9 protein-coding genes are annotated in these 12,152 nt (G+C 59.9%); 6 read left to right on the top strand and 3 right to left on the bottom strand.

Annotated elements, in window-relative coordinates:
- Positions 1-160: 160 nt before the first annotated feature.
- Positions 161-358 carry a twin-arginine translocase TatA/TatE family subunit gene (locus Q0K07_RS00530; RefSeq protein ID WP_294554946.1) on the top strand — a complete coding sequence of 66 codons (198 nt, stop codon included), beginning with the start codon at positions 161-163 and terminating at the stop codon, positions 356-358.
- Positions 359-377: 19 nt separating this feature from the next.
- Complete coding sequence (locus Q0K07_RS00525; protein WP_294554944.1) at positions 378-806, top strand: ACT domain-containing protein; 429 nt, start codon at positions 378-380, stop codon at positions 804-806.
- A gap of 57 nt (positions 807-863) precedes the next feature.
- On the opposite strand, the gene Q0K07_RS00520 is transcribed toward Q0K07_RS00525, so the two are convergent.
- Entirely contained in the window at positions 864-1,553 is a 690-nt protein-coding gene (locus tag Q0K07_RS00520; RefSeq protein WP_294554942.1) for an epoxyqueuosine reductase QueH, read from the bottom strand.
- Between the two features lie 173 nt (positions 1,554-1,726).
- Entirely contained in the window at positions 1,727-3,070 is a 1,344-nt protein-coding gene (locus Q0K07_RS00515) for a sodium:alanine symporter family protein (RefSeq protein ID WP_294554941.1), read from the bottom strand.
- A 576-nt stretch (positions 3,071-3,646) separates the two neighbouring features.
- On the opposite strand from Q0K07_RS00515, the gene Q0K07_RS00510 reads away from it, so the two are divergent.
- Entirely contained in the window at positions 3,647-4,381 is a 735-nt protein-coding gene (locus Q0K07_RS00510; RefSeq protein WP_294554939.1) for a sulfite exporter TauE/SafE family protein, read from the top strand.
- Between the two features lie 231 nt (positions 4,382-4,612).
- Here the strand turns inward: Q0K07_RS00510 and Q0K07_RS00505 are convergent, their stop codons facing one another.
- Positions 4,613-6,538, bottom strand: coding sequence for a sigma 54-interacting transcriptional regulator (locus Q0K07_RS00505; protein ID WP_294554938.1), 1,926 nt, complete (start codon positions 6,536-6,538; stop codon positions 4,613-4,615).
- A 599-nt stretch (positions 6,539-7,137) separates the two neighbouring features.
- On the opposite strand from Q0K07_RS00505, the gene Q0K07_RS00500 reads away from it, so the two are divergent.
- The 3 genes from Q0K07_RS00500 (at position 7,138) to Q0K07_RS00490 (ending at position 12,124) form a co-directional block, all read left to right on the top strand.
- Positions 7,138-9,033, top strand: a complete 1,896-nt coding sequence (locus tag Q0K07_RS00500; protein WP_294554937.1) for a TRAP transporter permease — start codon at positions 7,138-7,140, stop codon at positions 9,031-9,033.
- A 15-nt stretch (positions 9,034-9,048) separates the two neighbouring features.
- Positions 9,049-10,029 carry a TAXI family TRAP transporter solute-binding subunit gene (locus Q0K07_RS00495; protein ID WP_294554936.1) on the top strand — a complete coding sequence of 327 codons (981 nt, stop codon included), beginning with the start codon at positions 9,049-9,051 and terminating at the stop codon, positions 10,027-10,029.
- 148 nt (positions 10,030-10,177) lie between these two features.
- The gene (locus tag Q0K07_RS00490) at positions 10,178-12,124 is read left to right on the top strand and encodes an FAD-dependent oxidoreductase (RefSeq protein ID WP_294554935.1); all 1,947 of its coding nucleotides are present in this window, start codon (positions 10,178-10,180) and stop codon (positions 12,122-12,124) included.
- The last annotated feature ends 28 nt before the right edge of the window (positions 12,125-12,152 follow it).

Here is a 12,152-nt window from a genome sequence, read left to right as displayed (position 1 = left end):
GTTGTCGCTCCTTTTTCCACTATAAGGCCGGACGCGATTTCAGGCAATCCTGAAAAAAGGGCCGGAGGAGTCCTGTACGAGGTGTAATGCTTGACCTTTGCCCTGTCCCTCCCGTATAGGGTATAAACGAACTTGGAGAGAAAGACCCCGGAGGTTTGCCATGTTTGGTATAGGAATGCAGGAACTTCTCGTTATCCTTGTGCTCGTGCTGGTGATATTCGGCGCGAAGCGTCTGCCGGAAATCGGTTCGGGCCTCGGCCGCGCCATCCGCAATTTCCGTCAGGCCTCGTCGGAGCCCGATGAAATCGACATCACCCCGAAGGACAAGAGCAAGACCGACGAAGACAAGAAGGCGTAGGCCTCCGCCGGGATTTCCCATGACCGTTGAACAGATTTCCGTGTTTGTGGAGAACAGGTCGGGGCAGCTCGGCGACGTGACGCGCGTGCTTGAGGAAGCCCACGTCAACATCCGCGCGCTGTCTCTTTCGGATACCACGGATTTCGGCGTGCTGCGCCTCATGGCCGACGATACGCAGAAGGCGCGCGAGGCGCTTTCAAAGGCCGGGTTCACCGTGGGTTCCACCCCTGTGGTCGCCGTGGATGTGGCCGACAGACCCGGAGGGCTGGGGCATGTGCTCGGCGTACTGTCCGAGCACGGCATCAATGTGGAATACCTCTATGCGTACACGCAGAGGGAATCCACCCGGGCCACCATCATTTTCCGCTTCGACCGCACGGAAGAGGCGGTGCAGGCCCTGCTTGCCCGGGGTATCCGCGTTCTCGGTCCGGACGATATCAGAGAATAGTCCACGACCTTTCCCTTGAAGCAGAAAGGCCCCGGTTTTCTGAACCGGGGCCTTTTTTCATGCGGGGGAGCCTTCCTTTCTCCGGGCAAGCTTTCGTGCCTTCTTTGCGGCAAAGGCTTCGTGCCTTTTTCTGCGCTCTTCTGCCTCCTGCGCCAGGCGGGCGGCTTTTTCCGCCTTCAGGGCGGCCTTGCGTTCTTCCGCCTCCTTCTGCTGCAGGAGCGCCTCCTTCATGCTCAGAATACAGCCGCACCATTTCTGCCGGTAGATGCCGAGTTCCTTTGAGAGATTGATGCCGTCCCACCACCAGGGGCGGAAATCCCGGTAGAGAAAGCGTGCGCCGGCAAGAGCGGCTGCTCTCTGCGCTTCGGCGATGATCGTTTCATGATGCTGATAGCGGGAATAGAGCAGGCTGGAGGTGAAGGCGTCGAAGCCTTGTTCCGCAGCAAGGGCGGCGGTGCGTTCCATGCGCGGCCGGTAGCAGAGCGCGCAGCGTTCTCCCTCCCTGGTGACGCCGTGCAGCGCGCGCACCCAGAGCCCGGGATTTTCAGGCCCGCCTTCCTCCAGAAGGGGCACGCCGAGCTTTTCCGAAACCTCGCGCATGGCGTCGCGTCTCTTTTTCCATTCGTCCGCAGGGTGAATGTTGGGGTTGAAGAAAAAGGCCGTAGGCTCGAAGCCTTCGTCGCGCAGGTGCACGACGGGCATGAGCGAACACGGGCCGCAGCAGACATGGAGCAGAATACGGGGCATGACGCGCTCCTGCGGCGTGCGCCGCGATGTATCCGGGAAAAGGCCCGGTCCGGAAGGGATGGGGTGACTATTATCCTTCCGGCAGAGGGAGGGCAAGATGCCCGGATTCCGGGAGGAGGGCCGGAAAAAAGGCGGCCCCCGGAAGGAGGCCGCCCGGAGCGCATGTTCTGCGCTTACTTGTTGTATTCGTGGGAGAGCTTGAAGACCACGGGGCTGAGCAGCAGAAGACCGATGAGGTTGGGCACGGCCATGAGGGCGTTGAGCACGTCGGCGATATCCCATACGAGGTCGAGGGACATGAGCGCGCCTACGGGCACCACGCACACGAAGATGACGCGGAAGGGCTTGAGCGCCCTGTCGCCCAGAAGATAGATCCAGCAGCGTTCGGAGTACACGCACCAGCCGAGGATGGTGGAGAAGGCGAACATGGCAAGGCACAGGGAAACCATGGTGGAGCCTATGCCGGGCAGGGCGGATTCAAAGGCGGCCGCCGTGAGGGGCGCGCCGGAAAGGGCGCCTTCCACGGACCAGAGACCGGAACAGAGAATGGCAAGTCCCGTCATGGTGCAGATGATGATGGTGTCGATGAACGGGCCGAGCATGCCCACATAGCCCATGGCCACATGGTCGTCGGTGGTGGCGGTGGCGTGGGCCATGGCCGCGGAGCCGAGGCCCGCCTCATTGGAGAAGATGCCGCGCGCCACGCCCATCTGAAGGGCGAGCATGACGGTGGAACCTGCAAAGCCGCCCGCCGCGGCCGTGCCGGTGAAGGCGTCGTGGAAAATGGTGGCGAAGACGCCGGGCACCTTGTCGATGTGGATGATGATGACGATGAGCGAGCAGACGATGTAGATGAGGGACATGAAGGGCACGAGCTTGCCCGATACCGAGCCGATGCGCGAAACGCCGCCGAGTATCACCACGGCGATGAGCACGAACATGACGGCGGCGGAAATGGCGGGCGATATGCCGAAGGAGGCGTGCAGGGCGTCCGCAATGGAATGGGACTGCGTCATGTTGCCGATGCCGAAGCCGCAGATGCCGCCGAAGAGGGCGAAGAGCGTGCCGAGCCAGGCCCATTTTTTGCCAAGACCGTTTTTAATGTAGTACATGGGGCCGCCCACCACATGACCGCCGGGGGTCACTTCGCGGTACTTCTGGGCAAGCACGGTTTCCGCGTACTTGGTGGCCATGCCCACCATGGCGGTGCACCACATCCAGAACAGCGCTCCCGGGCCGCCGGTGAAGATGGCCGTGGCCACGCCCGCGATGTTGCCCACGCCCACGGTGGCGGCAAGGGCCGTCATCAGCGCCTGGAAGGGGGAAAGTTCTCCGTGTACGTCCGTATTCTTGGCGCGTCCCTTCCAGGTGAGGCGGAAGCCTGCGCCGAGGCGCGTCCAGGGAAGGAACTTCAGGCCGAAGGTGAGGTAGAGGCCCGTGCCGAGAATGAGGGCCATCATGACAGGGCCCCAGACATATCCGTCCAGCACCTTGATAAAATGGGAGAACTCTTCCATGTCGCAAACTCCTTGCCCCGTACAGGAACGTTCCTTTTTCGAGCATGTTCCGCGGCCGTTCTTCCGGTCGGGAGCGTTTTTCGCACGCGCATGGGAGCCCGGGAACGCCGGGTTGTCCGAACAGAAGGAAGAGCCGGAAGGCTGGGTTCGTACTCATGCGGGTAAGGCCATGCTCTTATTTAAACATTTCTGTTGATAGCATCGAAAAATAATACATGGCAAGGAAAATATGCGTTCGCTGAAAAAATTGCGGATCATGGCCGCATATGAGTGCTGTGCGGCCTTTGTGCACAGGTGAAAGGCGGGTGCATGTCGTAAACAAAATTGTCAATGACGTTCTCATTTCCCCGGCGGAAAGGCATGCGGAAGCCACCGGGACACCCGGCGCGGCGGAAGCGCGCCTCCGGTACCGTCCGGGCGGGCGGAAAAGGGGCGTGTGTTTCGCAGGGGGCCGCCCCGCGGAAGGGGGAAAGGGCGCGGGACCGCTTCTGCGGGAGAGGGGAAGACATGTCGCAGACTTTACAGTAAGGGCGGAAACAGCGTAGAAAACACAGATACGCGGGAGGTTATGCGGGTATGTTCACGTTCCTGTACGTAAATATCGTCTGGATGCTGGCCGGCTTTCTGAACGGTGTGACCTCGTTCGGAGCCAACCTGTTCGCAGTGCCCCTCATGACGATGATCATGGAAACCAAGGAAGCCATCATTTTCAGCTGCCTTGTGGGGACGAGCATCACGGTGAGTATCTCTTTTTTCTACCACAGGGAGCTGCCGAAGCTGGAATTTCTGCTGTCTCTCATCGCCTGCATGGCGGGTGTGCCTGTGGGTATGGGCCTGCTGAAGCTGGCGTCGGCCAAGGTGATACTCATATGCTCGGGTACGATACTTTTGTTTTTTCTTGCCTGGCAGGCGGTGGCGGGGCGTCTGCACAGCTCTTTCCGTGCACCGCTGTGGAGCATCGTTCCCGCAAGCGTACTGGCGGGCATGATGCTGAGTTCCACCGGCATGGGTGGACCCGCGCTTGCCATGTATGCCGTGCTGCGCGGCTGGAGCAAGGAAGTCACACTTTCCATGCTCAATACCCTTTCCGCACTTGCCATGGTTTTTCTCGTCATTCTTCAGTGGAAGGAGGGGCTGTATACTCCTGAGATGCTGCAGGGAGCGCTGTGGGCCGTGCCCTGCTGCATCATCGGCGTGCTTGTCAGCATTCCCGTCATACAGCACATCAATCCCAGAATTTTCCGTATCTTTCTTCTGGGTATGCTGGTCTTCTCCACAGTGATGCTTTTTGTAAGAGGCATAGGGGGCTAGGCACGCTTTGCACGGCGGGCAGGCGACCGGTTTTCGAGCCCGGCAGTGTCCAGTGCGGAAGTCTGTGCAGGTGGAGAGCCTGAAGAGGCGGATGCCGTGCGTGGGCACGTTTTTGGAGTGCAGCCGTGTGGGCGGATTGGAAAGCTGTTTTTCTGTTCAGCAGGCTTGTGCTCCGGGAAAAGGAGCTTTTTGCGGGCATTCCTTCTGATTCATTTTCCGCGTCCGGCGGCGCTAATCGCGGGTGATGTGGAACTTTTTTATTTTCAGGTACAGCGTGCTTCTCGCCACGCCCAGCACGGCCGCCGTGCGGCGGATGTTCCACTGGTTTTCCTGCAGGGTGGCCCGTATGGTTTCCCTTTCGCTGTCGCGCAGCTTGCCGCGTACCGGAAAGCCGTCCATGGCGAGGGCGGCGATGTGCGAGGGCAGATCCGCCAGCGTGATGCGCCCGTGTTCCGCCACGGCCACCGCCCGTTCGGTGCAGTTTTCCAGTTCCCGCACGTTGCCGGGCCAGCTGTACAGGTTCAGGGCGGCGAGAACATCGTCGTCGAAGCCGGTGAGGCGCTTGTTGAGTCCCGCGGAGAATTTTTCCAGAAAGGCTTCCGCCAGAAGGCGAATGTCGCCCTCGCGTTCCGTAAGGTTGGGAATGTGGATGACGAAGGCGTTGAGCCGGTAATACAGGTCCTTGCGGAAAATATTCTGCGCCACGGCATCCTGAAGGTTCCGGTTGGTGGCGGCGATGACCCGCACGTTCACATAGGTGGACTTCTTGCCGCCCACACGGGTGACTTCGCCGTTCTGCAGCAGGCGCAGCAGGCTGACCTGCGCCTCCAGCGGCATTTCCCCGATTTCATCCAGAAAGATGGTACCGCCGTCCGCCAGTTCGAACTTGCCCGGCTTTCCCTGTTTCACGGCGCCGGTAAAGGCGCCTTCGTTGTAGCCGAACAGTTCCGACTGCACGAGGTTGCGCGGAATGGCCCCGCAGTTGACCACGATGAAGGGCCCGCGCCTGCGGGCGCTCGCGTTGTGTATGGACTGGGCGAACAGTTCCTTGCCCGTGCCGGAATCTCCCAGAATGAGCGTGGTGATGTCGCTCTGCGCGGCGTTTTTCCCCATGCGTATGGCCTGCTGTATGGCCCTGGATTCCCCCAGAATACGGTCGAAGGTATACACGGCCTTCGCGCCTATGGCGCGGGAGGCCAGTTCCCGTATCTGGCGGTTCTCCTGAAGGGTGAGCACGCTTCCCCTGCCGGGAATGGGCGAAAAGGAAAGCAGACAGGAAATGCTTCGTATGCCGTTCAGAAAGGTGACTTCCCTGTGATGGAAGGGCGTGTTCTGGGCAAGTTCCGAGAACAGATTGTCCTGCGTATGGAAAATGCGGCGGAAGTTCTGTCCCTCCGGGGCGCTGGTGAGCTTGAGCAGGGAACAGGCCTTCCTGTTGATGGATTTGATGACGCCGTCGGCGTTCAGCACCACCACGCCTTCATCCAGCGCGTCCATGATGGCCACCTGCTCGCTGAGAAGATCGCTCAGGAATATCTGTTCCGTAATGGCGTGGGCCACGGCCTCCACCAGTCCGCTCGTCTGATAGTAGTGGTGGCTCTCACAGGGAATGGAGATGTTGAACACCCCGATGACGTTGGCCCTGTCGTCGTACACCGGCGCGGCGGAACAGTACCAGGCGTGTTCCTCCAGACTGTAGTGTTCCGCTCCCACAAGCTCCACGGAGGAGCCTTCGGCAAGGCAGGTGCCGATGCCGTTGGTACCGCAGACCTGTTCGGAAAGAATGTCGCCCACCACATGGGAAGGAGCGATGTCGTGGCGGTTCTGATAGCAGGAATACAGGACCACGCCGTTCTTGTCCGCGAGGGTGATGGTACCGTTCAACATGTCGATGGACTTGAACAGCCTGCTCATGATAGTGGATGCGCTGTTGATGAATTCACGATTGTTTTCAAGCAGTTCCTGCAGCTGCTGCGGAGGAACGAATTCCCTTTTCTTGTGGTAGGGGTCCACATGATAGTCCCGGGAGCGCACCCAGGAATTGTACAGCCCCTTGCTGATGACGGAAAAGTCGACGTCCTTTCCCTGCTGAAAGGCTTCCCACTGCTTTTTTATGCTGTTTTTGTCAACCATGGAGGGAGGAAAGGTTTTGTTCACGGCAGGCACCCGGGAATGATCGCCGGAAAAATCCCGGCGGATGAGGGAGGGGAAAACGCTGGGGGAAGGCGGGGAATTTCCCTGATATTCTGGCAGAATACCGGAAGAGATGTATGATATCAATACATATTTGCCGGGATTTTTCCTGAAATGTTTTGTTTTGAGACGGAATGGGAGCAGGTTTGCACATCTTTTCGAGAAGAAATTTTTTCCGATGTCCGGCAATTTGCGGAAACGGCGGAGAAAATGGAGTTGAACTTATCGGTATTTTTGTAAAAAATGGGAAAATTTTTTAGTGTATGAAAATCAAACATGTTGTATCGGACATGTTTGATTAGCGTGCATATCAGGAGCCGCAGGAGAAGCGGAAAAGGAGGCAGGATATCGGAATATCAGCCTGTTAGAGACAATGTGCTTAAAAGTACATTTTGGCATGATTTTTGCAAAAACGTAAACGGGTTTTCAGTACGTCGTTTTCGATGAGGTCATGAGAAAAAGGCGTGCGGCCCGGTTGAGCTGCTCCCCCTGCCCCGCAGTGTGGTGAGTAAAATCGTACCGCCCGGGGTCCATGCGGAAAGGCCGGGCTTGATGAGGAACGTATGATCTCACGAGAAACATTGAAACCCGTCGCCACGGTTCTGGCCATAGGGCTGGCCATTTTTCAGATTTATTTTACCGCCGGTTTCGGAGTGATGGATTCCCAGATGCTTCGTGTCATTCACCTTGGCACGGTGCTGACGCTGGTATTCATGTACTTCCCTCCGAAGAAGGTGGCGGAGGGGCAGAAGGAGAATCCCCTGTGGCTGCTGCTGGACCTGGTGCTCATCTGCGGGGCGTTCTGGTCGGCGTATTTTCTGGTTTCCGACATCGACTATTATCTTGAGCGCATCCGCTACATCGATCCCGTGACCGACATGGAGGCCGCAGCCTCCACGGTGGCCGTGCTCCTGGTGCTGGAAGCCACCCGCCGCGTGGCCGGCGTGCCCCTCGTCGTGGTGTCCAGCTGCTTTCTGGCCTACGGCATGTGGGGCCAGTACCTGCCCGGCATCCTGCGGCACGACGGCGTTTCCTACAAGATGCTCTGCGAGCAGCTCTATCTTGTGACGGAAGGCCTGTACGGCATTCCCCTTGCCGTGTCGTCCACCATGATCTTTGCCTTCGTCATGTTCGGCTGCTTCCTCCAGAACGCCGGACTGGGGCAGGTGTTCCTCGACCTTGCGTGCGTGGCCACCCGCAGATCCAAGGGCGGCCCGGCCAAGGTGTCCATTTTCGCTTCCGCGCTCTTCGGTTCCATTTCCGGTTCTGCCGTGGCCAACGTGTACAGCACGGGCACCTTCACCATTCCGCTCATGAAGCGTGTGGGCTACGCTCCCTCCTTCGCGGGCGCGGTGGAAGCCGTTTCCTCCACGGGCGGTCAGCTCATGCCCCCGGTCATGGGCGCGACGGCCTTCGTCATGGCCGACGTGACGGGCGCAGGCTACATGGCCGTGGCCACGGCCGCGCTTCTGCCCTCCATCCTGTACTACTTCTCCCTTCTGATGATGATTCACTTCGAGGCCGTCAGAAAGGACATCGGCGTCATGCCTGCGGATCAGATCCCCGACGCCCGCAGCGTGTACCGCCGCCTGTATCACATCCTGCCCATCCTCATTCTCATCTACTTCCTGGTTTCCGGCCGCAGCGTCATTTCCTCGGCCTATCTGGGCACGCTTTCGGTGCTCATCGTGTCGAGCTTCAGCTCCTCCACGCGCTTCAGCGTGCGCAAGCTTCTCGATACGCTGGAAGGCTCTTCTCGCAATGCGCTCATGATCTCCACCTGCAGCGCCTGCGCAGGCATCATTGTGGCCATGGTTTCCATCACGGGCATCGGCTACAAGTTCATCAGCCTCATCACCGACCTCGGCAGCTTCAACATTCTTCTGCTGCTCGTGCTGCTCATGTTCACCTGCTTCGTGCTCGGCATGGGCGTTCCCGCCACCCCGGCCTACATCATCGTGGCCACGCTGGGCGCTCCCGCGCTCATGAAGCTCGGCATCCCCACCCTGGCCGCCCACCTCTTCGTGCTCTACTACGCCATTCTTTCGGAAATCACGCCGCCGGTATGTCTCTCGGCATACGCAGGGGCATCCATAGCAAAGGCGAACGCCATGGTCACGGGCTGGAAGGCCTTCCGCCTCGGCATCGTGGCCTACATCATCCCCTTCATGTTCGTGTTCCAGCCCTCGCTTCTGCTCATCGGCGATACCTTCACCGTGGTGCAGTCCGTCATCACCGCCGTGGTGGGCGTGGTGGCGCTTGCGGGCGGCATGCAGGGTTACTTCGTCACCGAAGCCGCGCCGTGGGAGCGTGTGCTTCTGATCTTCGCCGGTCTCACGCTGCTCTATCCCGGCCTCTACACGGACCTTCTGGGCCTCGGACTCATCGCCGCGGTGGCCCTGTTTGAATTCCCCCGTCGCAAATCCTTCCGTTCCAAGACGAAGGAAGAAACCCTTTAATCACGGAGAGCTGCTATGAACTCCATGCTGAAGAAAGTCCTGCTTGCCGCCGCACTGGTAGCCTCGACCTCGTTCGCCGCACAGGCCTCGGAATCGCTCCGCATCGTTTCCGCCGCCAACCCCAGCGGCACCTGGTACATCGGGATGGGCGCCATAGGCAAGGTGTACACCACCATGAACCCCGGCACGGACGTCACCATGCTGCCCGGCGGCGGCGCGACCAATCCTCCGCGTGTGGCCTCCCGTGCGGCCGATCTCGGCGTTGCGGAAAACAGCATCCTGACGGCATTCAGGAACGGCACCGAACCCTACAAGACTCCCACCACCAAGGGTATCGCCACCATCATCAATCTTCAGGACCGCATCAACTACCAGATCGTTTCTCCCGAAGCTTCTCCCGTGAAGGATCTGCGCGACCTCAAGACCATGAAGAACGTCAACGTGGGCGTGGGTTCCACCGGCGGCTCCACGGAAAAGATCTTCCGCAACCTGCTCAAGGAATACGGCATCACCTATGACGACATCCGCGCCAACGGCGGCAAGATCGTGACCAACGGCTTCGACGACATCGCCAACATGGTCAAGGACGGCCAGATCGACGTGTTCGTGTGGATCGGACCCGGTGAAGCCTGGTTCATCGTGGACGTGTCCGGCAGCGTTCCGCTGAAGTTCCTGTCCATTGATCCTGAAATCGCCGAAAAGGCTGCCGCCAAGATGGGCATCAACGTCGGTACCCTGCCCGCCGAATTCTACAAGGGCAAGGTCGGTCCCAATGTGACCACCTTCTGGGATACCAACGCCATCTTCGTGCGCGACAACCTGAGCGAAGAATCCGCCTACAACCTGACCAAGGCCATCATCGAAGGCAAGGAAGACATCGCCCGCGCCAATCCTTCCTGGGTGTCCATCGATCCCGCCATCGGCTGGAAGAACAATGTCTTCCCCCTGCATCCCGGTGCTGAAAAGTACTACCGTGAAAAGGGCTATCTGAAGTAAGATAAAAAGGCTGTACAGGCATTCACCCGGGGGCCTCGGCCCCCGGTCCTTCATCCTGGCGGGAATGTCCTGTCATGATGAAGGGCCGGAATGTACGGGTATTCCGGTTTTCCTTTTTCCTTTTTTCCTACTATTTGAGGGTAATTCCATGAATGTCTCGCCATTGTTTCAGCCCGTTGACATAGGGCCGCTCACTTTGAAGAACCGTTTCGTCATGGCCCCTATGTCCGTTCATATGACGGAAGACGGCGGCGTGACGGACAAGGAGGTCGCCTTCATCGAAAGGCGCGCGGCCGGAGGCGTGGCGATGATCATCGTGGGCTCCGTCTGCGTCCGGCCCGACGGCAATTTCGGCGGCCAGCTCTTCATTGAGAATGATGAGCGCATAGCGGGGCTTCGCCGTCTCACCGAGGCCATACACAGGCATGACTGTCTTGCCGCCGCCCAGATTCATCATTCAGGGCGCGAGACCAACAGGCGCACCTCCGGTTATCAGCCCATCGCTCCCTCGCCCTTCCCGCCCGAAGCCGTGGCCGGATTCCAGGCGGAGTACGACGAGCCTCATGTCATGAGCACCGGGGAAGTGCGGGAGATGGTGGAATGCTACGCCCAGGGCGTGCGCCGCGCGAAGGAAGCCGGCTTCGACATGTGCGAACTGCACTGCGCCCACGGCTATCTCATAAGCGCCTTCATGTCGCCTCTCACCAACAGGCGCACGGATGAATACGGCGGCTCCTTCCTCGGGCGCATGCGTTTCGTGACGGAAATCATCCATCGCTGCCGCGAGCTTGTGGGAGAAGACTACCCCATCACCTGCCGCATCGTGGGCGACGAGTTGCGCGAAGGCGGCATCGACATGGCCCTTGCCGTGGAGATCGCCCGCTATCTGGAAAAGCTCGGCGTGGCGGCCCTGAGTGTTTCTGCGGGCATGTTCCCCTTCGTGCGCACGGTTTCCAACATGTATCACCGGCACGGCGTCAATCTTTACCTTGCGGAAAACATCCGCGACGCGGTACATATTCCCGTTTTCGCCGCAGGCCAGCTGGACAGACCGGAAATACAGCTTTCGGTGCTGGAGAAGGGCAAGGCCGACGTGGTGTGCATCGGCCGCACGCTCATTGCCGACCCGGACTACCCCGACAAGCTGCGCGAGAACCGGGTGGACGACATCATCTGGTGCATCGCCTGCAACAAGGGCTGCCACGACCGTTCCTCCGGCGACCGCAGCGTGAAGTGCGCGCTCAACGTCATGACCGGGCGCGAGCAGGACGAACATTTTGCCCTGAAGGCGGCGGAAACGCCGCGCCGCGTCATGGTCATCGGCGGCGGCCCTGCGGGTATGCAGGCGGCGGCCGACGCCTGCCGCCGCGGACATGTGGTTTCGCTGTGGGACGAGCGGGACGTGCTCGGCGGGCGTCTGCGCCTGGCCGCCGTTCCTCCGCACAAGGACCGTTACGGAGAGGCCTGCGACTATCTGGAAAGGGAAGTCCGCAAGCTTCCCGTGGAAGTACGTCTCGCCCATACGGTAACCGTGGAGGACGTGAAGGCCTGGAAGCCCGACGCCGTGGTGCTCGCCACGGGCAGCGTGCCCTTCGTGCTTCCTGTGGAGGGCGTGGACCGGGATTTCGTGGTGCCCGTGGATGAGGTGCTCGAAGGCAGGGCGAAGGTGGGGCGCCGTGTGGCCGTCATCGGCGGCGGCTCCGTGGGTGCGGAAACCGCGCATCTTCTTCTGGAACAGCAGCAGCGCGAGATCTATATTCTGGAAATGCGCGATGGCATAGGCATAGATCTGCCCCAGGATTCCCGCATCTGCCTTCTGCGTATTTTCGACAATTCTCTGGACATGCACTGTCTTACCGGCAGTCGCGTGACCGCCATCGGCGATCATTCCGTATCGTTCGTGCGCGACGGCTCGGAACAGCGCCTTGAAGACATCGATACCGTGGTCATGGCCGTGGGTGCCCGCCCGAACCGGAGCCTTGCCGCCGCGCTGGAAGAGCTCGGCGTGCCGGTGCTCATCGTGGGCGACGCCGACGCTCCCAGCGACTATGTGAAGGCCATACGTCAGGGCGCGGAAGCCGGCCGGGCCGTCTGATCCGCATTTTCCGGAGAACGTTTTTCTT

The organism is uncultured Mailhella sp., from assembly GCF_944324615.1.
Taxonomy (GTDB): Bacteria; Desulfobacterota; Desulfovibrionia; order Desulfovibrionales; family Desulfovibrionaceae; genus Mailhella.
The sequence above is the reverse complement of the archived record's forward strand: the minus strand, read 5'-3'. Positions and strand labels throughout refer to the sequence as shown.

What these genes read in the sequence shown, in the direction of transcription:
- Q0K07_RS00530 (WP_294554946.1), top strand. Translation starts at nt 161, where the DNA reads ATGTTTGGTATAGGAATGCAGGAACTTCTCGTTATCCTTGTGCTCGTG.
- Q0K07_RS00525 (WP_294554944.1), top strand. Translation starts at nt 378, where the DNA reads ATGACCGTTGAACAGATTTCCGTGTTTGTGGAGAACAGGTCGGGGCAG.
- Q0K07_RS00520 (WP_294554942.1), bottom strand. Translation starts at nt 1,553, where the DNA reads ATGCCCCGTATTCTGCTCCATGTCTGCTGCGGCCCGTGTTCGCTCATG.
- Q0K07_RS00515 (WP_294554941.1), bottom strand. Translation starts at nt 3,070, where the DNA reads ATGGAAGAGTTCTCCCATTTTATCAAGGTGCTGGACGGATATGTCTGG.
- Q0K07_RS00510 (WP_294554939.1), top strand. Translation starts at nt 3,647, where the DNA reads ATGTTCACGTTCCTGTACGTAAATATCGTCTGGATGCTGGCCGGCTTT.
- Q0K07_RS00500 (WP_294554937.1), top strand. Translation starts at nt 7,138, where the DNA reads ATGATCTCACGAGAAACATTGAAACCCGTCGCCACGGTTCTGGCCATA.
- Q0K07_RS00495 (WP_294554936.1), top strand. Translation starts at nt 9,049, where the DNA reads ATGAACTCCATGCTGAAGAAAGTCCTGCTTGCCGCCGCACTGGTAGCC.
- Q0K07_RS00490 (WP_294554935.1), top strand. Translation starts at nt 10,178, where the DNA reads ATGAATGTCTCGCCATTGTTTCAGCCCGTTGACATAGGGCCGCTCACT.